22 protein-coding genes are annotated in these 25,898 nt (G+C 72.3%); 6 read left to right on the top strand and 16 right to left on the bottom strand.

Going from position 1 to position 25,898, the window contains the following annotated elements; genetic code table 11:
- Positions 1-12 precede the first annotated feature (12 nt).
- From ctaD to ABTZ99_RS15895, 3 genes are all read right to left on the bottom strand, one after another.
- Positions 13-1,800, bottom strand: a complete 1,788-nt coding sequence (gene ctaD, locus ABTZ99_RS15905; protein ID WP_230566069.1) for an aa3-type cytochrome oxidase subunit I — start codon at positions 1,798-1,800, stop codon at positions 13-15.
- A gap of 408 nt (positions 1,801-2,208) precedes the next feature.
- Positions 2,209-2,910: a hypothetical protein gene (locus tag ABTZ99_RS15900; RefSeq protein WP_499611931.1), complete on the bottom strand. Its 702-nt coding sequence runs from the start codon at positions 2,908-2,910 to the stop codon at positions 2,209-2,211.
- Positions 2,911-3,053: 143 nt separating this feature from the next.
- Positions 3,054-3,842, bottom strand: a complete 789-nt coding sequence (locus ABTZ99_RS15895) for a hypothetical protein (RefSeq protein ID WP_499611929.1) — start codon at positions 3,840-3,842, stop codon at positions 3,054-3,056.
- A 223-nt stretch (positions 3,843-4,065) separates the two neighbouring features.
- Here ABTZ99_RS15895 and ABTZ99_RS15890 point away from each other — a divergent pair, with 223 nt between their 5' ends.
- From ABTZ99_RS15890 to ABTZ99_RS15880, 3 genes are read left to right on the top strand one after another with little or no spacing between them, the layout of a single operon-like run.
- The gene (locus ABTZ99_RS15890; RefSeq protein WP_498779954.1) at positions 4,066-4,734 is read left to right on the top strand and encodes a response regulator; all 669 of its coding nucleotides are present in this window, start codon (positions 4,066-4,068) and stop codon (positions 4,732-4,734) included.
- On the top strand, positions 4,731-6,017 hold the full coding sequence (locus tag ABTZ99_RS15885; protein WP_499611927.1) for a HAMP domain-containing sensor histidine kinase: 1,287 nt from the start codon (positions 4,731-4,733) through the stop codon (positions 6,015-6,017). Before ABTZ99_RS15890 ends, ABTZ99_RS15885 begins: the two co-directional genes overlap by 4 nt.
- Complete coding sequence (locus tag ABTZ99_RS15880) at positions 6,010-6,624, top strand: HD domain-containing protein (RefSeq protein ID WP_498779950.1); 615 nt, start codon at positions 6,010-6,012, stop codon at positions 6,622-6,624. Before ABTZ99_RS15885 ends, ABTZ99_RS15880 begins: the two co-directional genes overlap by 8 nt.
- Here ABTZ99_RS15880 and ABTZ99_RS15875 read toward each other — a convergent pair.
- From ABTZ99_RS15875 to ABTZ99_RS15845, 7 genes are all read right to left on the bottom strand, one after another.
- Positions 6,599-7,171, bottom strand: a complete 573-nt coding sequence (locus ABTZ99_RS15875) for a 1,2-dihydroxy-3-keto-5-methylthiopentene dioxygenase (protein WP_499611925.1) — start codon at positions 7,169-7,171, stop codon at positions 6,599-6,601. The genes ABTZ99_RS15880 and ABTZ99_RS15875 overlap by 26 nt on opposite strands.
- Positions 7,172-7,176: 5 nt before the next feature.
- Entirely contained in the window at positions 7,177-7,761 is a 585-nt protein-coding gene (gene mtnB / locus ABTZ99_RS15870) for a methylthioribulose 1-phosphate dehydratase (protein WP_499611923.1), read from the bottom strand.
- Between the two features lie 11 nt (positions 7,762-7,772).
- Entirely contained in the window at positions 7,773-8,438 is a 666-nt protein-coding gene (gene mtnC / locus ABTZ99_RS15865) for an acireductone synthase (protein ID WP_499611921.1), read from the bottom strand.
- Entirely contained in the window at positions 8,431-9,438 is a 1,008-nt protein-coding gene (locus ABTZ99_RS15860) for a s-methyl-5-thioribose-1-phosphate isomerase (protein WP_499611920.1), read from the bottom strand. Before ABTZ99_RS15860 ends, mtnC begins: the two co-directional genes overlap by 8 nt.
- Complete coding sequence (locus tag ABTZ99_RS15855) at positions 9,438-10,577, bottom strand: acyl-CoA dehydrogenase family protein (RefSeq protein WP_499611918.1); 1,140 nt, start codon at positions 10,575-10,577, stop codon at positions 9,438-9,440. The genes ABTZ99_RS15860 and ABTZ99_RS15855 overlap by 1 nt, the downstream gene beginning before the upstream one ends.
- Positions 10,578-10,665: 88 nt before the next feature.
- Positions 10,666-11,820 (bottom strand): hypothetical protein, encoded by a 1,155-nt coding sequence (locus ABTZ99_RS15850; protein WP_498779940.1) that lies wholly within the window; start codon positions 11,818-11,820, stop codon positions 10,666-10,668.
- On the bottom strand, positions 11,799-12,893 hold the full coding sequence (locus ABTZ99_RS15845) for an XRE family transcriptional regulator (protein ID WP_499611916.1): 1,095 nt from the start codon (positions 12,891-12,893) through the stop codon (positions 11,799-11,801). The genes ABTZ99_RS15850 and ABTZ99_RS15845 overlap by 22 nt, the downstream gene beginning before the upstream one ends.
- Positions 12,894-13,091: 198 nt before the next feature.
- On the opposite strand from ABTZ99_RS15845, the gene ABTZ99_RS15840 reads away from it, so the two are divergent.
- Positions 13,092-13,328: a hypothetical protein gene (locus ABTZ99_RS15840; protein WP_499611914.1), complete on the top strand. Its 237-nt coding sequence runs from the start codon at positions 13,092-13,094 to the stop codon at positions 13,326-13,328.
- Positions 13,329-13,396: 68 nt separating this feature from the next.
- Positions 13,397-14,221: a hypothetical protein gene (locus ABTZ99_RS15835; protein ID WP_498779937.1), complete on the top strand. Its 825-nt coding sequence runs from the start codon at positions 13,397-13,399 to the stop codon at positions 14,219-14,221.
- 67 nt (positions 14,222-14,288) lie between these two features.
- Here ABTZ99_RS15835 and ABTZ99_RS15830 read toward each other — a convergent pair whose 3' ends face one another.
- The 4 genes from ABTZ99_RS15830 to ABTZ99_RS15815 form a co-directional block, all read right to left on the bottom strand.
- Positions 14,289-16,007, bottom strand: a complete 1,719-nt coding sequence (locus ABTZ99_RS15830; RefSeq protein WP_499611980.1) for a family 20 glycosylhydrolase — start codon at positions 16,005-16,007, stop codon at positions 14,289-14,291.
- A gap of 147 nt (positions 16,008-16,154) precedes the next feature.
- Positions 16,155-19,058, bottom strand: a complete 2,904-nt coding sequence (locus tag ABTZ99_RS15825; protein WP_499611912.1) for a LuxR C-terminal-related transcriptional regulator — start codon at positions 19,056-19,058, stop codon at positions 16,155-16,157.
- A gap of 10 nt (positions 19,059-19,068) precedes the next feature.
- Entirely contained in the window at positions 19,069-20,049 is a 981-nt protein-coding gene (locus ABTZ99_RS15820) for a zinc-binding dehydrogenase (RefSeq protein ID WP_499611910.1), read from the bottom strand.
- Between the two features lies 1 nt (position 20,050).
- Positions 20,051-20,620: an NADPH-dependent FMN reductase gene (locus ABTZ99_RS15815; protein WP_498779931.1), complete on the bottom strand. Its 570-nt coding sequence runs from the start codon at positions 20,618-20,620 to the stop codon at positions 20,051-20,053.
- 162 nt (positions 20,621-20,782) lie between these two features.
- Here ABTZ99_RS15815 and ABTZ99_RS15810 point away from each other — a divergent pair, with 162 nt between their 5' ends.
- On the top strand, positions 20,783-22,093 hold the full coding sequence (locus ABTZ99_RS15810) for an MFS transporter (protein ID WP_499611908.1): 1,311 nt from the start codon (positions 20,783-20,785) through the stop codon (positions 22,091-22,093).
- Between the two features lie 6 nt (positions 22,094-22,099).
- On the opposite strand, the gene ABTZ99_RS15805 is transcribed toward ABTZ99_RS15810, so the two are convergent.
- Both ABTZ99_RS15805 and ABTZ99_RS15800 read right to left on the bottom strand, forming a co-directional pair.
- Complete coding sequence (locus ABTZ99_RS15805; RefSeq protein WP_499611906.1) at positions 22,100-22,993, bottom strand: lipase family protein; 894 nt, start codon at positions 22,991-22,993, stop codon at positions 22,100-22,102.
- 77 nt (positions 22,994-23,070) lie between these two features.
- Positions 23,071-25,743, bottom strand: a complete 2,673-nt coding sequence (locus ABTZ99_RS15800; protein WP_498779926.1) for an AfsR/SARP family transcriptional regulator — start codon at positions 25,741-25,743, stop codon at positions 23,071-23,073.
- Positions 25,744-25,898 lie beyond the last annotated feature (155 nt).

Here is a 25,898-nt window from a genome sequence, read left to right as displayed (position 1 = left end):
AGGTTACAAGCGTTACTTGTGGTCGCCCTCGGTGTCCTCCGAGGCTGTGCCCGATTGCACAGCGGCGGCGGCCACCTCCGACGGCGCGGGCTTCGCGTCCTCGTGCGCGATGGCCTTGCCGGTGAACGTCACGTGCGCCTCGCTGTGCAGCCGCTCGATCATGTGCGGGTAGTGCAGCTCGAACGCCGGGCGCGCCGAGCGGATGCGCGGCAGCTCGGTGAAGTTGTGCCGCGGCGGCGGGCACGAGGTCGCCCACTCCAGCGAGTTGCCGAAGCCCCACGGGTCGTCCACCTTCACGGTCTCGCCGTACCGGTAGGACTTGAAGATGTTCCAGATGAACGGCAGCGTGGACGCGCCGAGGATGTACGCGCCGATCGTCGAGATCGTGTTCAGCGTGGTGAAGCCGTCGCTGGGCAGGTAGTCCGCGTACCGGCGGGGCATGCCCTCGTTGCCCAGCCAGTGCTGCACCAGGAACGTGGCGTGGAAGCCGAGGAACGTGGTCCAGAAGTGGAGCTTGCCCAGCGGCTCGTCCATCATCCGGCCGGTGATCTTCGGGAACCAGAAGTAGATGCCCGCGAACGTGGCGAACACGATCGTGCCGTACAGCACGTAGTGGAAGTGCGCGACGACGAAGTACGTGTCGGACACGTGGAAGTCGATCGCCGGCGCGGCCAGCAGGATGCCGGAGAGACCGCCGAAGAGGAAGGTGACGATGAAGCCGATGCTGAACAGCATCGGTGTCTCGAACGTCAGCTGCCCCTTCCACATCGTGCCGATCCAGTTGAAGAACTTGATGCCGGTGGGCACCGCGATCAGGAACGTCATGAACGCGAAGAACGGCAGCAGCACCGCGCCGGTGGCGTACATGTGGTGCGCCCACACCGCCACGGACAGCGCCGCGATGCCCAGCGTCGCGTAGACCAGGCCGTTGTAGCCGAAGATCGGCTTGCGGCTGAACACCGGGAAGATCTCCGACACGATGCCGAAGAACGGCAGCGCGACGATGTAGACCTCGGGGTGGCCGAAGAACCAGAACAGGTGCTGCCACAGGATCACGCCGCCGTTGGCGGGGTCGAACACGTGGGCGCCCAGGTGGCGGTCGGCCAGCAGGCCCAGCAGCGCGGCGGTCAGGATCGGGAACGCCAGCAGCACCAGCACGGACGTCACCAGGATGTTCCAGGTGAAGATCGGCATGCGGAACATGGTCATGCCGGGCGCCCGCAGGCAGACCACGGTGGTGATCATGTTGACCGCGCCGAGGATGGTGCCGAGACCACCGACGACCAGGCCGGAGATCCACAGGTCGGCGCCGACGCCGGGCGAGTGGATGGCGTTCGACAGCGGGGTGTAGGCGAACCAGCCGAAGTCGGCCGCGCCGCCCGGCGTGAGGAAGCCCGCCATCACGATCAGGCCGCCGAACAGGTACAGCCAGTACGAGAAGGCGTTGAGCCGCGGGAACGCGACGTCCGGCGAACCGATCTGCAGCGGCAGGATGAAGTTGGCGAAGCCGAACACGATGGGCGTCGCGTAGAGCAGCAGCATCACCGTGCCGTGCATGGTGAACAGCTGGTTGAACTGCTCCTGCGACAGGAACTGCATGCCCGGTCGGGCCAGCTCGGTCCTCATCAGCATGGCCATCGCGCCGCCCACCATGAAGAAGGCGAACGACGTGACCAGGTACATGATGCCGATTTGCTTGTGGTCCGTGGTGCGGAACATCCGCAGCAGGAACGAACCCTTGACCGCGTCGCGAGTCCCGAAGGGCCGCGTCGCGATCGGCTGCGGGGCTACGGCCGTCACGGTGCCTCCTGCACTGTCTGGTTCTGGCTTCGCCGGTGGGTGGCGCCGCCGGCTCATCGGATCGTAGACGGCGGTGTTCCGGGTGGTGCGGCTGGGCTGCCCCCTGGATCAAGTGAGGTAGCGCAGGTCACAGTGTTGGAGGGCCGCTGCTCCGCAGACGGCGGCGAGGTCGCCGGGAAGTCGATCGTTCGCGCCGTGATTCCCGACGATCGAAAAGCGTGATCGTCGGGAATGAGGACGCGAACGATCGACGCGACCTCGCGGTCCAGTGCGATCGAGTGGTCAGGGAGGTGGGGGGTGAGGTGTGGGGGTGAGGTAAGGGGGCGAGGTGTGGGGGTGGGGTGAGGAAGCACGAGGGCCGCTCCCGGGGTGGGAGCGGCCCTGTGGTGTGAGGTGGGTGTTCAGGGGTTAGCGGCGCAGGAGGCCGCGCAGCTTCGGCGAGGCGACGAAGGCGGCGCCGGCGGCGACCAGGCCCAGGCCGACGATCAGCATCCAGCCGCCGTCGTAGCCGGTGTTGGCCAGGTCGCCGTCGTTGGCGCCGTCGGCCATGACCGGCGCGGAGGTGGTGGTCGGGGTGACCGCGACGGACTCGGTGGTCGTCGGGGCGACCTGTTCGGTGGTGGTGGCCGGGGTGGACGGCGTGGTGCTGTCCGGGGTGGACGGGGTCGTGGTGACCGCGGCGTCCTTCTCGGCGCAGACGAACCAGTGGCTGATGCCCGCCGGGCCGCCGCTGGAGTTGACCGGCGGGTGCAGGTCTTCCCAGGCCAGGTCGCCGAGGTCCGCGGCGTCGTAGACGTTGTAGGACTTGCCGCCCTTCACCACGACGCCGGTGACGGTGTAGCCCTCGGGGTGCGCGGTGATGGTGATGTTGACGCCGTCGACGGTGAAGGTGCCCGCCGGCATGGTCATCTCGTCGCCGGGCAGGCCGACGACGTCGCAGGCGTTGCCGGGCTGCCCGATGTCGACGTTGCCGTCGACCACGGTGGCGCGGTCGTCGCCCGAGTCGAGGGGGGTGTCGGGCGAAGCCGAGGCGGTGCCGCCCAGCAGGCCGGTGGCGCTCAGGGCGAGCAGGGCGGCTGCTCCGAATAGGCGGCGGTTGGTGATGCGCATGGGTGCTGCTCCGCGGGTTCGAGGGCTGACCGGGTGGATCGAACTACACCGGGCATCCCTCTATCGAGGTAGCCCATTCAGATGAAGCGGGTTGGCGTCTATTTGTTATGAGTTGGTGATCTCGACGTTCGGTAACGGTGATTTCACCGCCGGAGGAGCTTGCGGAGCTTCGGCGAGGCGAGGAACGCGGCGCCCGCGGCGAGGAGCGTCAGGCCGGCGAAGACCAGCCACCAGCCGTCGAAGCCGGTGCTCGCCAGACCGTCGTTCGACCGGGGGACGACGACCGGCGCGCCGGCGGCCTTGGTCGTAGTGGTCGGGATGGCCACGATCAAGGCCGGGTGCGTGGTGGTGGTCGTTGTCGGCGGTGTGGTGGGAATGGTGGTGGTCGTGGTGGTCATGGCCGGGGTAGTGACGGTGACGGTGACGGTGACGGCGGTGGTGGTGGACGCGGTCGTCGTGGTGGTTGTGGTTGGAGCGGTGGTGGTTGTCGTGGTGGTGGTGGTTGTGGTGACGGCGGTCAGGCAGACGAACCAGTGGCTGATGGTCGCCGGGGCGCCGTTCTCGTTCAGCGGTGAGTGCAGGTCGAGCCACGGCAGGTCGCCGAGTGCGGGGTAGACGTTGTAGGCGTTGCCGCCCTTGACGACGACGCCGGTGATCACGGAGCCGGTCGGGTGGGCGGTGATGTCGATGTAGGTGGCGTCGGAGGTGAAACCGCCGGACAGGACGGCCTCGGTGCCCGGCAGGCCGACGGCGGCGCACGCGTCGCCCTGCTGGTCGATGTCGACGTTGCCGGCGACGGCGGTCGCGCGGACGTCACCGGACAGGGGTGGGTCCTGGTTGGGCTGGGCGGACGCGCCGGTGGCGAGCAGACCGGCTGCGATCACGGCGAGCAACGGCACTGCTCCGAACAGGGTGCGACTTGTCGTGCGCATGGGGCTCTCCGCATGGCTCGATGTGGCGTTCGGCGGATCAGGCTGCTCCGTCGCCGCTCTATCGCGTTAACCCGTTCGTATGATGCAGGCCGAGACCAAGTCGTTATGCGAGGCGGCCTGGAATGGCCGGATCTCACCCGTGGCGGGGAGGCGGGCGGCCTTTACCGAACCCGAACACGCGCGTGGCCCTGCCCGCCGCCGGCCGCGTGCCACGATTCCCGGCGTGCAGGGACTCGTGCTGGTCGTGGAGGACGAACGGGCCATCGCCGACCTGATCTGCCTCTACCTGCGGCGGGACGGGTTCGGGGTGCACGTGGAGGCGGACGGGCACGCGGCGTTGGCGGCGGTGCGGCGGTTGCGGCCGGTGGCGGTGCTGCTGGACGTCGGCCTGCCCGGGATGGACGGGGTCGAGGTGTGCCGGGCGCTGCGCGCGGCGGGCGACTGGACACCTGTGCTGTTCGTGACCGCGCGCGACGACGAGGTGGACCGCGTGCTCGGACTGGAGCTGGGCGCGGACGACTACGTGACCAAGCCGTTCAGCCCGCGCGAGCTGGTGGCCCGGGTCCGCACCGTGCTGCGCCGGGGAACGCCGCAGGTCAACCCGGTGCACGTGGTCGGCGACGTGAAGCTGGACGGCGACCGGCGGCGGGTGTGGGCGGGCGCCGACGAGGTGGCGCTGACCTCGACGGAGTTCGAGCTGCTGGCCCACCTGATGCGGCACCCCGGGCGGGTGTTCGCGCGGGAGCAGCTGTTGAGCGCGGTGTGGGGTTACGCGGCGGCGGCGGGCACGCGGACGGTGGACGTGCACGTGGCGCAGTTGCGGGCGAAGCTCGGCGACCGCAGCCCGATCAGGACCGTGCGCGGGGTCGGCTACTCGGTCGAGGCGTCGTGAAGCGGACCAGCCTCGCGTTCCGCATCACGGCGTTGTGCCTGGCCGTGGCCGGTGTGGCGGTCGTGGTGGCGGGGTTGGTGTCGGCACGGCTGGTGCTGACCGCGTCACGCGAGGTGAGCCGTGAGGCGCTGGCCGACCAGGCGGACGTGGTGGCCGGGCAGCTCGACGTGGGTCGGGCCGGGCGGCTGCGGGTGGTCGAGGTGCTGCGCGGGCAGGGCATCGCCGTGGTGCTGATCGGGCCGGACGGCGGGCTGGCCGGTGATCCGCAGGCCGTGCGCGCGGTGCGGGAGGCCCGGGTCAGGTCCGGCGTCGCCGGGACGCGGCTGGTCGAGGTGCGCGACGGGGTCGCGCTGGTGCAGGAGACGGGGATCGGCAACGGACCGGGCCGCAAGCTGCTGCGCAACATCACGTTCGCGCTGGCTGTCGGGTTGCTGGTCGCGGCGGTGGCCGGGTTGTTGCTGGGCAAGCTGGTCGCGCGCCCGTTGCGGCGGACGGCGGCGGTCGCGCGCACCATGAGCGGTGGTCGGCGCGACCTGCGGGCGCCCGAGCAGGGGCCGGCGGAGGTCGCCGAGGTCGGCGGCGCGGTGAACGCCCTGGCCGACGCGCTGGCGCGCAGCGAGGCCAGGCAGCGGGAGTTCCTGCTGTCGGTCTCGCACGAGCTGCGCACGCCGCTGACCGCGGTGAGCGGGTTCGCCGAGTCGCTGGCCGACGGCGTGGTGTCCGGGCCGGAGGTGCCGTCGGTCGGCCGCACGATCTCCGAGGAGGCGCACCGGCTCGACCGGCTGGTGACCGACCTGCTCGACCTGGCCCGCCTGGGTGCGGACGACTTCCGCGTCGACCTCGCCCCGGTCGACCTGACCGAGGTCGTCACGGCCGCCGCCGAGGTGTGGCGGGCCCGGTGCGCGGCGAAGGGGGTCGAGTTCCGGCTGGAAGCGCCGGCGCGGTCGGTCGTGCGGACGACGGACGCCCGGCGGGTGCGGCAGGTGCTGGACGGGCTGCTGGAGAACGCGCTGCGCCTCACGCCCGCCGGTCGGCCGGTGGTGTTGGCGCTGCACGACGTGCTCCAGGTGCGCGACGGCGGTCCGGGGCTGTCCGAGGAGGACTACCGGGTGGCGTTCCGCAAGGGCGCGCTGCACGCGAAGTACGAGCGGTCCCGGCCGGTCGGCACGGGCATCGGGCTCGCCCTGGTGCACGGTCTGGTGACCCGGTTGGGTGGCACGATCGAGGCCGGTCCCGCGCCCGAGGGCGGCGCGGCGTTCACGGTGGGGTTGCCCGATGCTTGAGCTGGAAGCACGGTGGCACGACGCGGTCCGGGTGCTCGGTGGCGCGCAGGGACCGGGTGACCTCGCCGAGCGGTACGCCGAACCGCACCGCGGCTACCACAACGCCGGCCACGTGCTGGCCGTCGTCCGCGACGTCGACGTGCTCGCCGAGGCCGACAACCGCACGGCACGCGAGCGCGCTGTGCTGACGCTCGCCGCCCTGGTGCACGACGTGATCTACGACGGTGTGCCGGGCGAGGACGAGCGGCGCAGCGCCGAGTGGGCCCGGGAACGGCTGGTCGGCCTGCCCGAGGCCGACGCGGTGGCCGACCTGGTGCTGGCCACCGCGGACCACGCCTCGGACGACCCGCTGACGTGCCTGCTCCTGGACGCCGACCTGGCCGTCCTGGGCTCCGACCCGGCCGCCTACGAGCGCTACCGCACGGCCGTGCGCGCCGAGTACGCGCACGTGCCGGACGACGCGTGGCGGGTCGGCCGGGCGAACGTCCTGCGCTCGCTGGCCCGGCGCGACCCGCTGTACGTCACGCCGCACGCACGTGAGCGGTGGGAGGTCCGCGCCAAGGCCAACCTCGCCGCCGAGCTCAGCTCGCTCGGTGACCCGCCATGAGCGCGTCGTAGGTCGGGAACGACTCGGCGATCCCGCTGCCGGTGAAGTTGCCGACCCAGCCGTCATCGTCGTGGAAGAACCGGATCGACACGTAGTCCGGCCGGGTGCCCATGTCGAACCAGTGCGTGGTGTTCTCGGGCACGCTCAGCAGGTCGCCCGCCTCGCACAGCACCGCGTACACGCGCTCCTTGACGTGCAGGTAGAACACGCCGGAACCGCGCGCGAAGAACCGGTCCTCGTCGTCGTCGTGGGTGTGCTCGGCCAGGAACTTCAGCCGCGCCTGCCCGGCCGAGGCCAGCCACTCGGGGTCGTCGGACGGGGTCATCTCGGTCGCGTCGACCAGGACGTAGCCCTCGGTCTCGGTGACGCGGGCGACCTGCTCGGCGTACACCTCCAGGACGTTCTCGCTGGTCACGCCCGGCACGACCGGCCACTGCTCGTACCGGACGCCGAGCTGCTTCAGCTCGACCGCGATCTCGGCGGGGTCGGCGGTGCGCACCAGAGCGGTCTCCGGGTCGGTGTCCGACCACACGGTCAGCAACGTCATCGCGCCTACCTCCTGTAGGTCTCGGCTTTGAAGCGCAACAGCCACTCCAAGCACTCCAGCCGGTGCCGCGCCTGGTAGAGGTCGTCACCCCAGACGTACACCCCGTGGCGGGCGACGAGCAAGGCGGGCACGTCCGCGCGGAAACCGGCCTCGAACGCGTCGCCGAGCACGGTCATGTCCTGGCTGTTCGGCACCACCGGGACGACGACGGTCTCGTGCGCCTGCCGCCCGAAGCCCTTGAGCATCTCCAGGTCGCGCAGCTCGACGCCGTCGGGCCAGTGCTCGGCCGCGACCACGGGCGCGAGGGCGTGCACGTGGACCACCGCGCCCGCGCCGGACACCGCCGCGATCCGCCCGTGCAGACCCGCTTCGGCCGACGGCACGCGCACCGGGTCGTCCGTGCGGCCCTCGGCGTCGACGATCACCACGTCGTCCGCGGTGAGCTCGCCCTTGTCCTTGCCGCTGACGGTCACCGCGAGCCGCAGGGGGTCGCGGTCCACGACCACGGAGAGGTTGCCCGAGGTGCCGCGCATCCAGCCCATCGCGGTGTACCGGGCGCACTCGGCGGCCAGCGCCGCACCGGGTGTCACCGAGCCGGTCCTCACAGGGCCCGCACCGTCCGGTGTGGACCGAAGTCCGCGTCGCCGTACGGCTCGCCGGGGCGTGCGACGCCGACCGTCCCCCAGCCCGCCTCGGCGGCGGCGTGCAGCTCGGCGGGGACGTCGGAGTAGAAGGTGATGTCGTCCGAGCCGAGCACGGACGCAATCTTGAGGTACGACGCGGCCTCGCGCTTCGGGCCCGCGTTCACGGTGTCGAAGTGGAACTCGAACAACGAGGTGAGGTCGCCGTCCGCGGTGTGCGCGAAGAACGCCACCTGACCGGCCACCGAGCCGGAGGAGAACACGGCCAGCTTCGTGCCCTCGGCGTGCCACTTGCGCAGCGCGGGCACGACGTCCGGGAAGAACTCGGCCACCAGGTCGCCCTCGGCGTACCCGCGCTGCCAGATCAGGCCCTGCAACGTCTTCAGCGGCGTGACCTTGCGGTCCTCGTCCATCCAGCCGTGCAGCACGCGCACCAGCTCGTCCGTGCCGCCGTCCACACCGGACAGCTCGCGGACCTGCGCCACGGCCTCGGCGACGGCCGGGTCGTCACCGTGCTCGTCGATCCACGGGCCCAGGCGCGGCCGGGCGTAGTCGTACAGCGTGACCAGGACCTGGTCGGTGGCGCTGAGCGTGCCCTCGATGTCCAGCACGACCCACTCACTCATGAACGTCCCCAACGTAGTAATCGGCCAAACCGTCCGGAGCGTACGCACCGCGGTCGGTCACCACCTTCGTGACGAACCGCGGCGGCGTGACGTCGAAGGCCGGGTACAGGCCCCGGGCCCGGTCGGTGGCCGTGCGGCGGCCGAGCGTGTGCAGCACGTCGTCACCCGGTCGGTGCTCGATCGGCACGTCGGCGGCGGTCGGCGCCAGGCGGTCCGGGGCCTGCACCATGGCCAGGAACGGCACGTCGAACGCGTGCGCCGCGATCGCGAGGCCGAGCGTGCCGACCTTGTTGACCACGTGCCCGTCCATGGTGACGCGGTCGGCGGCGGTCAGCAGCACGTCCACGTCGCCGGTCGACATGACGGCCGCGCCCATGCCGTCGGTGATCAGGGTCGTGTCGACGCCCATCTCCCCCAGCGTCTCGGCGGTCAGGCGGGCTCCCTGGAGGTACGGGCGGGTCTCGGTGCAGACGAACCGCAAACGTTTGCCCATCGCCTGGGCCGCGGTGACGGTCTCGGTCAGGTAGAGGTCGGCCCAGCAGTGCGTGAGCACCGCGCCCTCGTCCGGCAGCAGCGCGGCGGTGTGCGCGCCGAGGCTGCGGCTGCGGCTGCGGTAGCGCTCGTCCCCCGCCTTCGCGCCTTCCAGCGCACCGGCTTCGAGGTCGTCGTTCGCGTCGACGCCCGCCAGCACGGCGGCCACCGCCTTGCGCAGGTGGTTGTTCGTGCGGCGGGTGGCGATCAGGAGCTGCCCGGCCTGGTCGAGGTGGGCGCGGGCCTCGTCGCGCGGCAGGTCGCGGACCTCGCGGGCGGCCAGCACCATGCCCCAGAGCGCGGCGAAGTACGGGCCGGAGGACTGGGTGACCATGTCCTCGATGGCCTTCGCGACCTCGGCGACCGTGCCGCAGCGCACCCACGTCTTCTCGAACGGGAAGTTGCGCCGGTCCAGCACGTGCACGCCGTCGTCCTCGAGGCGCACGCTGCGCGCCAGCAACGGCTCCATCAGCTGTACCCGGTGAACGGCGCGTGCTCGCCGGTGAGGTAGTACGCGCCGACCTCGCGCGCCTTGTACGACACGGGGTCGTGCAGGGTGAGGGTGCGGGCGTTGCGCCAGAACCGGTCGAAGGCGTAGCCGGCCGCGGTGGCCCGCGCGCCGCACAGCTCGAACACCCGGCTGGTGGTCTGGTTGGCGACCCTGGTGGCGACGACCTTGGCCGAGGAGATGGCGGCGGCGGTCTCGGCGCGTTCGTTCCGGGTCAGGTCGGCGCCGCGCCGGGAGGCCTGGTCCAGCTTGTCCGAGGCGTGGTCGGTGAGGAGGCCGGCGGCCTGGGTGTCGGCGACCAGCTCGCCGTACGTGCCGAGGACGTACGGGTCGGCGGTGGCTTGGTCGACGCCGCTGAGGAACCAAGGGCGGGTGGTCGTGCGGGTGTACTGGGCGGCTTCGGCCAGCGCGCCCTCGGCCATCGCCACGTACAGCTGGGCGAGCACGAGCTGGAAGCCGAGGGCGGCCAGCGACAGGCGCGGGCTGTTCTCGTCGTGCGGGCCCAGGACCTGGTCGGACGGCACGTGCACGTGGTCGAACACCACGCCGCCGCTGGCGGTGAGGCGTTGGCCGATGTTGTCCCAGTCACCGGCGTAGGTGATGCCGTCGGCCTTGGCGTCGAGGGTGAAGGTGATCTTGTCGCCGGTCTCGGTGTGGGTGGCGCTGACCACGAGCCGGTCGGCCACCGACGCGCCGGTGGCGAACGTCTTGCGGCCCGTGACCTCGAACCCGCCGTCGACGGGCCGCAGCTCCAGGGCGGCGTCGAGCGGGTTGCTGACCCCCGCCCAGAAGACATCGGCGCCGGGGACGTCGCCACCGGGTCGGTGGTCGGGGTTGTCGAACAGGCCGCTGCGCCAGACCTGCAGGTAGTGGTAGCCGAGGAGGTGGCCGACGTTGGCGTCCGCCGCGCCGACGACCCTGGTCACGGCCTGCTGCGTGGCCCAGTCGTCGACCTCGAGCAACCCGGACCGCCGCAACGCCGCGACCTCCGCCGAGGGCTCCGCACCGCGCCGGTCGCGCTCCGCCGCGTCGACCCGCAACGCCGCGGCCAGCTCCTCGGCGACGGTCAGCCACTTCTGCCGACCATCGGTGCTCGTCATGCGCCCTCCTACCGTGTGCGTCCCAGCAGGCGAGCCTAATCGCCGGCGCGCGCCGCGGGCTGAGCGTTCCGCCACATGGGAGGCGGCGTCAGCGGGCGACGTAGGTGGCGTGCCCGACCAGGCCCAGCTCCGTCACCGAGCCGCGCAGCCCGACCGTGCCGCGGGGGAAGGTCGCGACGTGCGCCGCCCACGTGCGCCGGTCCTGGGCGAGCGCCTTGAGGTACCGCACGCACAGCGACGGCGGGATGGCGTCGCAGCGCTTGCGGGCGGCGCGCAGGGCGATCTCCATCCGCAACGCCTCGTCGTCCCGCCGCCCCCGTGACCTGATGCGGTCGAGGATGCTGTCGATCAGGGCCATCCGGCCGAGCAGGAACTCGGTCCAGTAGCCCTCGTCCGCCGCCGCCTCGAAGCCGCCGTCGTCGTCCAGCAGCGCGAACACCCCTTCGGCGAGGCAGTCGCCGAACTCCTCCATCTGCGCCCGCGACTCGTTGGCGAACGGGTCGTACGGCTTCTGCCGCACCTTGCCCGTGATCGCCGACCGGCGCAGGCCAGCGTCGTCGAGCAGGAAGAACCAGTCCTCGTTGTAGATCGTCGGGAAGAACGAGGTCATCGACTCGCGGCCGATCACCAGCGCGCCGCCGCCGATGAACGTGCCCTGGTCGCCGCCGGTCTCGCGGTGCGCGTGGCAGACCACCGAGTTGTCCGGGAAGCCGCCGACCTCCAGCCCGACGGCCGCGTAGCCCTCGGAGACCAGGCCGGCGGCCGCGTCGAGGTCGGAGGGCGTCGGCACGGTGATGTCGTCGTCCAGGAACGCCACCCGCTCCCAGCCGACCACCCGGGACACGAGCAGGCCGAGGTTGCGCTTGAAGCTGGTGTCGGTGTGCCGCATGAACTCCGTGGGGCCCAGCACCTTCGTGGTGGCCGACAGGCGGGGCATGAGCGAAGGCGGCAGCGCGCGGACGTCGACCACCAGCATCTCGACGCCCCTGGTGCGGGCCAGTTTCGCGGCCCGGTCCGGTGCGGCGGCGCCGCTGGCGAGCACGACCAGCGGCCGGTCGAGCTGGGCGGCGACCTCGACCGCCGTGCCGAGGTAGCGCCACGGGCGGTTGGTCGGCACGATGATCGCGTCGACGGCGCCCGGCGGGCAGTCCCGGACGTCCACTGTGGTCAGCAGTTTGCCGTGCGACGCGTGGTGCTCCACGAGCGCAGGAGCGGTGGCGTTCAACCCGGGCCCTCCGGCCATTCGACGAGGCGGGATTGGGGCAGGTTCCAGTCCGGCGTCACGACCTGGCCGTTCACCACCTGCACCCGCGTGAGGATGCTGTAGGCGTCGGCGCCCGCGAAGCGGGTCTCCAGGTACGCGCCGTTGCGGTCGCGGAACCTGCTGTCCGTCAGGGCCCGCACGACACCGAGGGTGCCCCTGCCGTACTGGCCGTTGCAGATCGTCACCGTCCGCTTGTGGTTGAACGGGTTGGTGCCGCGGTAGAAGTGGCCGACGTCCTCCAGCAGGACCTCGTGGCCGCGGTGGTTGCCGAGTTTCGGCGCGAAGAGGCGTTCGCCCCCCTCGCGGTCGCGCACCACGAACCCGCCGGCTTCGGCCTCGTCGTGCCGCGCGACCTGCGTGATCGGCAGGTCGACGCGGTCGAGGAGCTCACGGGTGACGAGGTTCCAGTCGACGCCGCCGAGCAGCACGAGGTGCGTGGTGTAGTCGTCGGGCGCCAGGTCGGAGGCGATGCGGAAGTTGACCTGGCTGCGCGGGTTGAGCGCGCGGATGTGGCCGTGCAGCTCGATCAGGGCGTCGAGGTCGGCGTAGGTGTAGAGCTCGACGTAGTCCGGCTGCGTGGGGTCGGAGTAGGGCATCTTCGCCCGCATGTCGGCCGGGAGCTGGGCGACGACGATGGTGATGTCGTACCGGTCGTCGAAGTACCAGAAGCCTCGGTCGGCGCGGTCCTGGGCCGGGGTCGTGCCGTCCTCGCGCTCGACGGCGGCGCGCAGGTCTGCGAGCTCGCGCAGCAGCTCTTCCCGCCGGCGCAGCTCGTCGGGGGTCAGCTCCTCCACCGGGATCAGCCGGTAGGGGCGGGCGGCGACGGAGCGCTTGGTGGCGAAGAACGTGGCGTAGGCGGCGAGGCGGTTCAGCGGCGGCGTCTTGGGCTTGCTGCGGCTCTCCCACGACGACAGCAGGGGCACGCTCGCGGGCTTCTCGGCACTGAACGCGTGCGCAAGGTCACTCTGCGTGATCGTGATGTCGGGCCACCGCTCTTCACGCAGCGCCCGAAGGCGGTGCGCCAGCAAGTGGGAGTCATCCGCAACGACCACGTCCGCGCGCCCTTCAGTGAACTTCAGCGTAACAGCTGAAGCGTGAAACATACACGATTGCGGAGAGAAGTCACGAGCCGATACGCCCATCAGGGGCTTGTCAGCCCGGTACACCACACTTACGCTCAAGTTACTGAGGTTCAGTCAACTTCAGTGAGTAGAGGTGAAGTTCACCCAGGAAGCCATCCGGGGGTCATCATGAACATGCTCACCGCGTTAGCTCAAACTTCCGAGGCCACCGAGTGGACGCCGCTCGTGGTGGTGATCATGATCGGCGCGATGGCGCTGGTCATGGGACTGGCCAAGCTCCTGCGCCGGGTGCTCGGCATGCTCACCCGGGTCCTGCTGTCGGCCGGTGCGGCGATGACCGGGATCGCCGCGATGCTCGCCCTGTGCACCGTGCTGACCACCGTCCTGCTGGTCTACGCGCGCTGAAACCGCCACGTGCGGCCCACCCCCTTCGACTACGGTATGCGGGCCCGCATCGAAGGGGGAGTCGCACGATGGACCTGTCGCGCAGATCGTTCTCCGGGGGAACCGCCGTCGCCGCACCGGCGACCGCGACCCTCGGGACGACCGCCGCGTCGGCCCGGACGCCGCGTCCACACCGGCCGTCCACACCGCACCTGCTGGAAGCCGAGCAACTGGTCGGCTACCTGTCGTTGCCGACGTGCCCGTTGGCCAACAACACCTACAAGGAGCCGGACCAGCCGAACGTGGTCCGGTGGGGCTCGCCCGGCGACGCGTCCGGGTGGGTCAACCAGAGCCAGTGCGCGTCGTTCCTGACCGCCGTGCTGAAGCGCACGTACAAGTGGGCGACCCCGGGGTTCTTCAGCGCCCACTTCGGCGTGGCGAGCCCGTTCGCGCGCGACTACCGGGCGGCGTTCGCGGAGCGGGAGATCCCGCACTTCGAGCGCGTCACCAGGGTGGCGGACCTTCGTCCGGGTGACCTGATCGCCGTCGACTACCGCAACGACCAGGACACCAACACCGGGCACGTGGTGATGGTGCGCTCGGTGAAGGGCGTCTACACCGCGCCGACCCGCGGCCTGAACTTCCGCGGTGAGACGCAGTACGCGGTGGAGGTCGTGGACTGCACGTCCGAGCCGCACGGCGTGTACGGGGTGGGCAACTACTCCCGGTTCCCGGACAACCGGATCTTCAACGCCACCGCCTCGACGGACGGTGCGGGCTACGGGCACATGATGTTCTACGCGTCCGACGTGACCGGCGAGTTCAGCCGGTACCGCTGGAGCGTGAACACGTCGTCCGCGCGGACGTTCGCGGTGTCGGAACGCCCGGTCTCCGCCGCCCGCGTCGTGCCCTGAACGTTCAACTCGGGGTGCCCGGGTGTTCGACGCGCGGGACCGGTGAGTTGAACGTCCAGGGCAGGCGTCAGAGGCGTTGCCAGAGGGCGGGGACGTTCGGTGGTTCCCAGCCGGGTAGCGAGGTGTGCGACTGGCGGCACTGGTAGGCGACGCCGTTGTAGGTGACCTGGGCACCCACTGCGTACGCGCGGTTCGGGGCCCAGGTGCCGGACGGTTGGGTGGTGGTCGTGGTTGTCGTGGTGGTGGTGCCGTTGTCGGCCCACGGGACCTGGGGCGAGCGGTAGAAGTCGATGCCCATCGCGGCCCATCGCGGCGCCTGGGCGCCGAGGCGCCGGCGGAACGCGTCCCAGTTGTGGGTCGCCCACGGTGACCAGGCCAGTTCGGCGATCGCGGACAGGCGTGGGAACGCCATGAAGTCGACGTGGGCCGGTGTCACGACCGTCTCCGTCCACAGTGGAGCTTCCACGCCGCGGACGGCGGACTCCGGGACGCCGCTGACGTGCGTGCCGGGGTTCCAGTCGTAGGCGTCGCGGACTTCGACGTAACCGGCCCAGCTCAGGCCGAGGGGCGTGCCGGAGTGGTACTTCATGTCCAGGTACGCCTTGTTCGCGGGCGACATCACGATCTTCTGCCCACGCGCGGCGGCGTTCTGGACGACGGCGTTGGACGTCGTCGTGCCCCAGTACTGCGCGACCGCGCCGGTGTCCGCGGTCGTCTTGACGAACTCGTGCCAGCCCATGGCCTTCTTGCCGTACTTGCCGACCAGCGGCAGCACCCGGTTCATGAACGCCTGGTACTCCTGGTCGGTGGTCGCGTTCGCCTCGTCGCCGCCGATGTGGAAGTACGGGCCGGGCGTCAGCGCGGCGATCTCGCGGATTACGTCTTCCACGAACGCGTAGGTGATCTCCTTGGACACGCAGAGCGACGAGTAGCCGACCGCGATGTCCGTGCGCAACGCGGGCGCGACGCCGTTGCAGTTCAGCTCGGCGTAGGAGGCCAGCGCCGCGTTGGTGTGGCCGGGCAGGTCGACCTCGGGCACGACGGTGATGTGCCGGGCGGCGGCGTACGCGACGATCTCCTGGTACTGCGCCTTGGTGTAGTACCCGCCCGGTCCGCCGCCGACCTGCGTGCTGCCGCCGTGCGTGGCCAGCCGCGGCCAGCTGTCGACGACGATGCGCCAGCCCTGGTCGTCGGTGAGGTGCAGGTGGAAGTAGTTCACCTTGTAGAGGGCGAGCTGGTCGAGGTAGCGCTTGACCGTGGCGACGGGGTGGAAGTGCCGCGCCACGTCCAGCATCGCGCCCCGGTGGGCGAAGCGCGGGTAGTCGGTGATCGTCGCGCCCGGCACGGTCCACGGGCCCGCCTGCGCGGTCCGGCTCTCGACCTTGGCGGGCAGGAGTTGGCGCAACGTCTGCACGCCCGCGAACAGGCCCGCGGGCGTGTTGGCCCGCAGCTGCACGGACGCGGACGTCACGGTGAGCTGGTAGCCCTGGTCGCCGACGGACGCGGGCGCGCCGCCGATGAGCAGCGCGATGCCGTCGGCCGGGACGCCGGTGGTGTCCGTGACGGGCAGGGCGTAGCCGGTCGACGGGCGGAGCAGGGCGGCCAGGTGGTCGCCGACGCCGTGCGCGGCGGCCGTGGTGTGGATGCGGGTGTCGGCCGTGATCGCGTGCGTGACGCCGGCGGCGGGCTGCACCGAGACGGGCGCGGGGACGAGGCCGTTGAGGGGTTCGGCGGCCGAGGCCGTGGTGGTGTCGGTGTTCCAGACGGCGATCGCGCCGAACACCATCACCAGGACGGCGAGCGCTCGTGCCGTCCTCGCTGGGAGTGTCACCGTGGGTCCTCCTAGGGCAAGGCGGCGGCCGGCTGCCGTCAAGCGTGCGTACGCCCGGGAGGAGATGTCAATGGGTCTAGACCAGTCGGCGACACCGGTCGGCTACGCGAGGGCGAGCCTGCCGAGCTCCACCCGCGACGCGACGCCGAGCTTCGGGTAGGCCTTGTAGAGGTGGTAGCCGACCGTGCGCGGGCTCAGGAACAGCTGCGCGCCGATGTCCCGGTTGCTCAGGCCCTCGGCGGCCAGCCGCACGACCTGCAGCTCCTGCGGGGTGAGGGCGCTGAGCGGGTCCGGCCCCGGCACGGCGCGGCTCTCGCCGGTGGCCCGCAGCTCGGTGCGGGCGCGGGCGGCCCACGGTGTCGCGCCGAGGCGTTCGAACACCTCCGACGCCGACCGCAGGTGCGTGCGGGCGTCGGCCTTGCGGCGGGCCCGGCGCAGCCACTCCCCGTACAGCAGCTCGGTGCGGGCGCGTTCGAACGGGCGGCTGTCGTCGACGCGGTGCAGGTCGACGGCCTTCGCGTACCACTGCTCGTCGTTGGTGAGCAGGGCGCGGCAGCGCGCGGAGACGGCGAGGGCCCACGGTCGGCCGGTGCTCGACGCCCACTCGTCGTACCAGCGGGCGGCGTCGGCGTGCGGCTTGCCCAGCCGGGCGGACGCTTCCACCAGGTCGGGCAGGCTGGTGACGGAGTAGAGCCGGTGCGCGCCCGCGGCGACGTCGGCCAACCGGTCCAGCACGGCCTCGTGCCGGCCCAGGCCCAGGTCCAGCAACGCCGACGCGCACGCCGCCCGCACGGACTGGGGCGCGCCGCCGACCAACGTCGCCACCAGCTCCTCGCACCTGGCCTCGTCACCCTCGATGGCGGCCAGCTCGGCGAGCACGGCGGCCAGGTAGCCGACGCTGAACTCCTGGCCGATGTCCGCGGCGATGCGCAGCCCTTCTTCGGCGGTGGCCCGCGCGTCGCGGTGCCGGCCGAGGTGCAGGCGGCCGCGGGCCAGGTAGGCGAGGGCGCGGGGCAGCACGCCGAGGGCGCCTTGGGCGCGGGACTGGCGTTCCAGGTCGAACGCCCAGGCGTAGGCGGCTTGGTCGTCGCCGAGGACGAGGTTCCACCAGGCGGTGACCGCGTTGCCGGGGCCACCGACGTACCGGGAGCCGAGGAGCCCGCGCAGCGCGGCCATGCCGCCGGGGACGTCCTCGCCTTCCAGGCCGAAGGCGGCTTTGGCGACGCCGCGGGTGTCGTCGGCGCCGGGCAGGCCGTCGGCGCGCGCCACGATGTCCGCGAGGGCGTCGAAGTCGCGGCCGGCCCACGCGTTGTTGGCCGCGTGGAACAGCATCTCCCCCGCCAGCTCCGGATCGGAGTGCCGGGCGCACGTGACGGCGCGGGCGAGTTGCGCCGCGGCCTGCGCCGGACGTCCCTGCTCGGCGGCCAACCTCGCCTGGATGCGCGCCACGCGTGCGCCGTCCAGCGTGTCGGTGACGAGGTCCCACGCCTGGTCGGCGAGCGCGACCGCGCGGTCGAACTGGCCCGCCGCGCCGGCCGCGCCCGCTGCCGCCGCCAGCCGGTGGCCGCGTTCGGTGGGGTCCGGGGTGAGTTCGGCGGCGCGGTGGTAGGCGGCGGCGACGGCGACGTAGCCGCCCCGGTTGCGGGCGTCCTCGGCGGTGCGGGCGAGGGCTTGGGCGACGTGCTCGTCGGGCGCGGTGGTGGCGGCGGCCAGGTGCCAGGCGCTGCGGTGGGCGTCGTCCAGCACGTCGGCGAGTGCTTTGTGGACGGTGAGGCGGTGCTTGAGCGGTGCGCTCTGGTAGGCGGCGGCGCGGATCAGGGGGTGGCGGAAGGTGAGCCGGCCGTCGTCGGAGCGCAGGAGTTGGCGTCGTTCGGCGGCTTCGAGGTCGTCGACGGACGCGCCGAGCAGGCCCGCGGCCTCGAACACCACGGCCGGGTCGCCGGTGTCGTCGGCGGCGGCGACCAGGAGGAGGGTGCGGGTGCGTTCGGGGAGGGTGCCGATGCGGTCGGCGAACGTCTGCTGGATGCGGCTGTGGGTCGGCAGGGCGGCGACGCGGTAGGCGTGGGCGGCGGGCAGGTGGCCCTCGCGCTGGGCGGCGGGGAGTTCCAGCAGCGCCAACGGGTTGCCGCGCGCTTCGTCGGCGATCTGGTCGCGGACGTAGCGGGGCAGGTCGGCGGCGTGTTCCTCGAGGAGGGCGGCGGAGTGCTCCGGGGTGAGGCCGGTGAGGCGCAGCTCGGGCAGGCCCGGTGCGGGGAACGGGGGTGCGTGCAGGTCGCGGGCGGCGAAGATCATCGCGATGCCCTCGGCCTGGAGGCGGCGCGCGGCGAAGACGAGCGCTTGGGCCGAGCCTTGGTCCAGCCAGTGCGCGTCGTCGACGAGGCAGAGGACGGGGCGCCGGTCGGCGAGGTCGGCGAGGAGGGTGAGGACGGCCAGACCGACGAGGTGGTGGTCGCCGCCTTCGGGCGGGGCGAGGCCGAGGGCGGCGCGCAGGGCGGTGGCCTGGTTGGGCGGCAGGGTGTCGACCCGGTCCACGACGGTGCCGAGGAGGAGGTTGAGGCCGGCGAACGGCACCACGGACTCGGACTCCACCGCCGTGCCGCGCAGGACCAGGAACCCGGCACCGGCCGAGGCTCGGTCGGCACCGGCAGGAGCGTGGTTGCCGCCGGCAGGAGCGTGGTTGCCGGCAGGAGCGTGGTTGCCGGCAGGGCCGTGGTTGCCGCCGGCTGGGCCGGGCGATTGCTGCGCAGGGGTACCCGCCAGGGGGTCCCCTGCTTTCATTGTGCCAAAGGGGTACGACAATTCCGGGGCGGGCGAGCCCGGGGCAGGCGAGCCCGGGGCGGGCGAATCCGAGGTCGGCGAAGTTGCGCGGGTGGCGGCGTGCGACAGCAGGGCGGACTTGCCGATGCCCGCCTCGCCGCGCACCACGAGCACGCCGCTGCGCCCGGCGCGGGCGGCGGACAACAGGTCGTCCACCACGGCCAGTTCGGCGGACCTCCCGTGCAGCATGTCCCCGACCCTAGCCGGCGTCCGGGAGCAGCACGACCTTGCCCACTGTGCGCCTGCTCTCCATCGCCTCGTGCGCCCGCCCGGCCTCGGCCAGCGGGAACGGTTGGACGAACGGGGTCAGCCGGTGGGTCGCGGCGGCGGCCAGGGCACGTGCCTCCAGAGCGCGCAGCCCGCCCGACCGCTTCGCCACCTGCGGTCCGACGGCGACGGTCGCGGTCAGCGCGCGGGCGAACAGGTCCGCCGAGGTCAGGTGCACCAGCTCGCCGGACGACGACCCGAACATCACGACCCGCCCACCCGGCGCGAGCAGGTCGACCGCACCACGCCCCAGCGCACCCCCGACACCGTCCAGCACCGCCGTCACCTCCCGTCCACCGAGTCGAGCGCACACCTGCTCCCGCCACCCCTCCACCAGGTAGTCGACGGACACCGCCGCACCCGCCCGCAACGCCGCCCGCCGCTTCTCCTCACCACCCGCCAGGCCCACCACCAGCGCACCGGCCCGGGTCGCGCCCTGCACCAGCACGGTCCCGATCCCCCCGGCGGCGGCCGTCACGACCACCACGTCGCCCGGGGCCGGGGCCGCCGCGTCCAGCACGCCCAGCGCCGTGCTCCCGGTGCAGATCATCGCCACGGCCGCCGGGAAGTCGAGCCCGTCGGGAACCACGTGCAGCGCGCCCACCTCCCGCACCACCAGCTCGGCGTACCCACCGCCGGCGAGGCCGAGCTGCGTCACCACCCGCTCCCCCAGCCACGCCTCGTCCACGTCGCGGCCGACCGCGTCCACCACGCCGGCCACCTCGGACCCCAGCACCGCGGGCAGCTCCGGCAGCGGCACGCAGTCCTCCCGGCCACGCCGGATCACCCCGTCCACCAGGTGCACGCCCGCCGCGCGCACCGCGATCCGCACCTGGCCCGGCCCCGGCGCCGGGTCGCCGACCTCCTCGCACCGCAGGGCCGAGCCGAACGCGTGCAGCCGCACGGCCCGCACGTCAGGCCTCGTAAGGCCGCTTGGCGCGGGCCTCCTTGAGCGCCGTCCCCCACCAGACGACCTGGTCGAGCACGGCGGTGGCGGCCTTGTTCACCGCGTCGGCGTCGACCGGCGCGCCCGCGTCGTCGAACCGCGACCACGCGCCGTGGAAGCTGACGGTGTCCCGCACGGTGACCGCGTGCAGCTCGGCGAAGACCTGCCGCAACTGCTCGACCGCCCGCAACCCGCCGCCGACGCCGCCGTAGGAGACGAACCCGACCGGCTTGGCCTGCCACTCGGTGAAGTGCCAGTCGATGGCGCTCTTCAGCGGCGCGGGGAAGCTGTGGTTGTACTCGGGCGTGACGACGATGAACGCGTCCGCGTCGCGCAGGCGCGGCGAGACCAGCGCGACCTCCGGCGCCGGGTCCTCGCCGAAGCCGTGCAGCCGGTCCGGCAGGTCGAGGTCGTCGAGGTCGAGCACGTCCACGCTCAGGTCGTCGCGCTGCTTGGCCCGGTCGGCGAACCAGTTCGCCACCACCGGCGCGAACCTGCCGCGCCGGGTGCTGCCGACGATGATCGCTAGCTTGATCACGGGTGTTCCTTCCCTCGGTCGTGTCGGTGTCGACGCTAGGAGCGGGGGAAGGGCGCGGGCATCTGTCACCTGACTGGTCGTCCACCGGCGGGTCGCGGTGCGTCGGTCGACCGGTCACCTGACTGATTCGGCGGGGCGGCACGCGGCCGTAGCTTCGGCGCCATGACACAGGACGTGCGGGTCGGGACGCGGTGGGCGCCGGTGGTGGCGTTGGCGATGGCGATGCTGGTGGTCACCACCGAGATGACGGTGGCGGCGGTGGTGCTGCCCAGCCTGGGCGGCGAGCTGGACATCGGACCGGCGGCCACGGCGTGGGTGCTGCTGGCCTACACGCTGCCGATGGCGGCGATCGCGATCCCGGCCGGGCGGTGGGTGGACCGGGCGGACGTGCGGTCGGCGTTCCTGCTGGCGCTGGCCGGTGTGGCGGTGGCGAGCGTGCTCACGGCGGTCGCGCCGTCGTTCTGGGTGTTGGTGGTGGGACGGGTGCTGCAGGGTGTGGCCGGGTCGCTGGTGCTGGCCGGGTACATGCCGATCGTGGTCGCGGCGGTGGCGCCGGAGCAGCGCGGGCGGGCGATCGGGTACGTGATCACGATCATGACGATCGGCGGGCTGGCCGGCGCGCCGCTGGGCGGGTTGGTGGCGGGCGCGTTCGGGTGGCGCTCGGTGTTCCTGATGAAGCTGCCGGTGTTGGTGGTCGCGTTGTGGCTGGGGTGGCGGTCGCTGCGGCCGGACGGGCGGGGGCTGCCCCGGCCGGACGGGCGGTTGGTGCTGGAAGCGGTGCTGCTGGGTGGCGCGATCACGTCGGTGCTGCTGGCGTTCGAGGACCTGGCGTGGCTGCTCGGGGTGGCCGTGGTGCTCGCGGTGTGGTGGGCGCGGCTACCAGGCTCGCGCCCGGTGCTCACGTTGGTCCGGCGGAGGTTGTTCGGGCTGCCGCTGCTGACGTTGTCGTTGGTGTCGACGTTGGCCGGGGTGATGTTCTTCCTGGTGCCCTACCAGGTGACGGACGTGCTGGGCGGCTCGCCGGAGGACGTCGGGGTGGCGCTGCTGGTGTTCGTGGCGGGGGTGGCCGGGCTCGCGCTGGTGTCGGGTTCGCTGAGCGACCGGTACGGGCCGTGGCTGGTGGCGATGGGCGGGACGGTGCTGAGCGCGTTCGCGCTGGGGCTGCTCGTGCTGCCGGTGACGTCGTTGCCGGACCTGTGCTGGCGGCTGGCGCTGCTGGGTGTGGGGCAGGGCTTGTTCAACACGGCGATGAACACCCTGGTCATGTCCGGTGCGCCGGAGGGGATGGCCGGTGCGGCGGGCGGGCTGAGCGCCACCGCGCGGATGGTCGGCAGCACGGTGGGGCCCGCGGTGGCGGCGCTGGCGGCGGGACTGGCGGGCGGCGGTGACGCCGGGTTCCGCGCGGGTGTCGCGGTGTCGGCGGCGGTGGCCGTGGCGGGGGTCGTGGCGCTGGCGGCGGGCAGGCCGCGCTGAGCGGCATCAGGGGACGTGCAGCTCGGGTTTCGACGCGGCCATGCACGCGCCCATCCCCGGGTTGACCGGCGCGGTGGGGTTGAACAGGGCGTAGGAGTAGGAGCAGCACGGGTTGTGGCGTTCCGCCTCGGAGCCGTAGTCGGCGCCGAAGGGTGCCTCCACACCGACGGCCACGTAGGGCGGCGGCGGTGACTTCGGCACGACGTCGTAGGTGTTCACCAGCCGGAACGTCGTCACGTCCAGGCTGTCGTAGTAGCTCTGGAACCCCCGGTCACCGACCCGGGGGCTGGCCTGGTTGTAGTGGAGGGTGTTCGCGCCGGTGATCCCGTTGGCGCGGGCCAGCGGCACGGCCAGGGTGGCCAGGGCCGAACCGAGGCTGTGCCCGCTCACGATCAGGCGGGTGCCGGCGGCCGAAGCGGTCAGGAACAACCGGTCCAGGAATCCTCGGTCGATCCCGCTGAACACGCCGTAGAACCCGCGCTCCACCTTGACGCCGCCGACGGTCGGCGTCGTGGGCGGCGGGTAGTCCACCAGCTCGACCTGGAGGTCCATCCGCGTGTCGGCGTCCGTCTGCGAGCCGCGGAAGGCGAGGTGGAGGGTCTGCGGATCGCTCGTGCTGCGGGCCAGGACGCCGAACGGCTCGCTGACCACCGCGGCGTCCAGGATGAAGTTGCTCCAGATCGGGCCGGAGAAGGTGAAGTCGCCGACGTCGAACACCGAGTTGGTGACGGGGCACGTGTCCGCGGGCTGCCACTGGAAGAAGCCGTTGGGCGGGCAGCCGGCCGCCTTCCACTGCTCGCACATGTCGCAGGCGACGTTGACGACGAACGAGCACGTCCGGGCGAGGCCGAGGTCGTACCCGGGAGGGATCTGCAGTGGCGCACCGCTCCCATTGGACATCGCAGAATCGTATGGTCGGCCTGCCGACGCCGCCGGCGATCGAACCAGGAGCACACGATCGGGTGGCGCGGTGGCGATCAGGTCAGCAACGCCCGGACTTCGTCGGCGTCCTCGACGCGGCCCTGGGCGCGGAAGAGGGTGAGGGCTCGTTGCCGTGCGTCGCGCGCTTCGCCGTGCCGGCCCACGGCGGCGAGCACGTCGCCGAAGTGCCGCAGGACGCTGGCCTCCTCGTAGGAGTTGTCCAGCTGCCGGTAGAGCTTCAGCGCGTGCCGGTAGTGCTCCACGGCGTCGGCGTCGCGCCCGTGGTGGTGGGCGATGTAGCCGAGGCTGTCCGAAGTGGCCGCTTCGCCTTCGACGTGACCGAGTTCCTCGTTGAGCGCCAGCGCTTCCCGGCAGTGCGCCTCGGCTCCGACGTGGTCGCCGAGCTTCGCCATCCGGTAGCCGACGTCGTTGAGCGCCTCGGCGACGCGGATCGGGAGGCCGAGCGCGCGGAACAGCGCCAACTGCGCCAGCGCGTGCTCCAACGCCCCGGCGACGTCGCCCCGCCGTTCCAACGCCCACGCCATGGCGCGGTGGGCGGCGGCCTTGCCGTAGTCGTCCTCCACCAGCTCCAACGCCTGCCGCAGGTGGTGGTCGCCCTCGTCGTAGCGGCCGACGTCGGTCAACGCCATGCCGAGGAACTTGTGCGCCGAGACCTGCTTGAACCGGTCCTGCAGGGCGTCGGCGGCGACCAGCGCGGCGCCCCACACCGCGATGTCCTCGGCCGCGTGGCCGCGGCGCAGGTGGTAGTTCGTGAGCGCCCACGCCAGGTGCCAGGCGAGGTCGTGCCAGCGGTGCCCGGCGGCCAGGCGCTGGGCGGCGAGCAGCGACTCGTACTCGGCGTCGAACCAGTCCAGCGCGGCCGTGACGTCCGCCGGCGGCACCGGGTCGCCCGGCGGAGCCGGGATCGGCGGGCGGTGCGGCTCGATGAGCCGGTCGCCGTCGTGCGCGGTCGCGGCGAAGTAGCCGATGAACGCCCGGAGGTTGGCGTCGGCGTGCGCGGGCGCGACCTCGGCGGCGTAGAGGCGCACGAGGTCGTGCATGCGGTAGCGGCCGACCCGGTGCTGCTGGACGAGGTGGGCCGTTTCGAGCTCCCTGAGCAGGCGGCGCGTGTCGGCGCGGCCGGTGAGGGCCGTGATCGCCTTGAGGCTCAGGTCCGGCGCGGAGGTCAGGCCGATCAGCCCGAACAGCTCCGTCGCCTCGGGGGTGAGGACCCTTAACGAGCAGGCGAACACCGTGCGCAGGTCGGCGCTGAGGTCGTCCAGCGCGTCGAGGCGCTGCTCCTTCAGCTCCTCGGTGAGCGCGGACAGCGGCAGGTCCGGCTGGGTCACCGCACGGGCCGCGATGATGCTCAGCGCCAACGGCAGGCCGCCGCACAGCTCCAGCAGCTCGCGGGTGACGTCCGGCTCGGCCTCGACCCGTTCCGCGCCGAGGCGGGAGACCAGGAACGCGCGGGACTCGTGCTCGTCCAGGACGTCCAGCGCGACCGAACGCGCGCCGTGCGCGGTGAGCAGGCCGAGCAGCTGCACGCGGCTGGTGATCAGGGCGGTGCAGCGCGCGCCGCCGGGCAGCAGGGGCGTGACCTGGGTGGTGTCGCGGGCGTTGTCCAGCACGACGAGCATCCGCTTGTCCGCGACCAGGCTGCGGTAGAGGGCGGCCTGCGCGTCGAGGTCGGCCGGCGGGTCGTCGACGCCGAGGGCTTCGAGGAAGCCGCGCAGCGCGTTCTGGGGCGTGACGGGGTCGCCGACCGGGTCGAAGCCGCGCAGGTTGACGTAGAGCTGGCCGTCCGGGAAGTCGTCCACGTGCTGGTGCGCCCAGTGCAGCGCGAGGGCGGTCTTGCCGATGCCGCCCGCGCCGCCGATCGCGGTGATGACGACGGTGGACGACGGTTCGGTGAGGTCGGCGATCTCCTTCTCGCGGCCGGTGAACCAGCGTTGCGGCGCGGGGAGCTGCCGCGGCACGGCCTTGGTGGTCGCCGGCGGTGCCTGCTGACCTAGGAGTCGCAGGTAGAGGTCTTGCAGCGGCGTTCCGGGGTCGGTGCCCAGCTCGTCGGCGAGCGTGCGGCGCAACGCGTCGTAGTGCTGCAACGCCTCTGAGGACCGGCCACTGCGGTGCAGGGCGAGCATCAACTGGCCGGCGAGGCGTTCGTCCAGCGGGTGCGCCTGCGTGGCGTCACGCAGGGCGGGCAGCAGGGCGGCGTGGTCGCCGAGCCGGATCGCCACGTCGTTGCGGTCGAGCTCGACGGCTGCCCGTTCGGCCTGCAACGACTCCCTGACCTGGGCGAACCACGGCGAGTCCAGCCCTTCCAACGCCTCGCCGCGCCACAGCCGCAACGCCTGGTCGTACAGCTCGGCGGCCTGGTGGTCCGGCGCGGTGCGCGCGCGCTTGGCCAGGGCGCGGAACTCGACCAGGTCGATCCGGTCGGTCTCCAGCAGGTAGCCGCCCGGCCCGCGCTGGATGTCGATCCCGGCCGACCGCAGCTTGGACACGTACCCGTACAGGGTTTCCTTCGCCCGCAACGGCGGCTGACCACCCCAGACGCGGTCGACGAGCCGTTCGGCGGGCACCGGCCGACCGGCTTCCAGCAGCAACGCCGCCAGCACGCCGCGCCGACGGGTGTGGCCGATGTCGAGGTCGGCGCCGCCGACGCGGGCCCGGACACCGCCGAGCACCCCGAAGTCCACGCCAACCCCCTCGAACAGCCGGTTCAAGGTTCATCCTAGGTTCGCTCACGTTCGGCCCAGCAGGGTGTACCCATGACCGCGGACAGGTGAAGTAACCCGGCGGAGTGCCCCACACCCCCCGCCGGTTTCGAGGGGTCGACGTCCCGACCGGTGCTCCCCCTGCCGGTTGGGACGCCGCGGCG

It is taken from the genome of Actinosynnema sp. NPDC002837 (genome assembly GCF_040295345.1).
Lineage (GTDB): Bacteria > Actinomycetota > Actinomycetes > Mycobacteriales > Pseudonocardiaceae > Actinosynnema.
The sequence above is the reverse complement of the archived record's forward strand: the minus strand, read 5'-3'. Positions and strand labels throughout refer to the sequence as shown.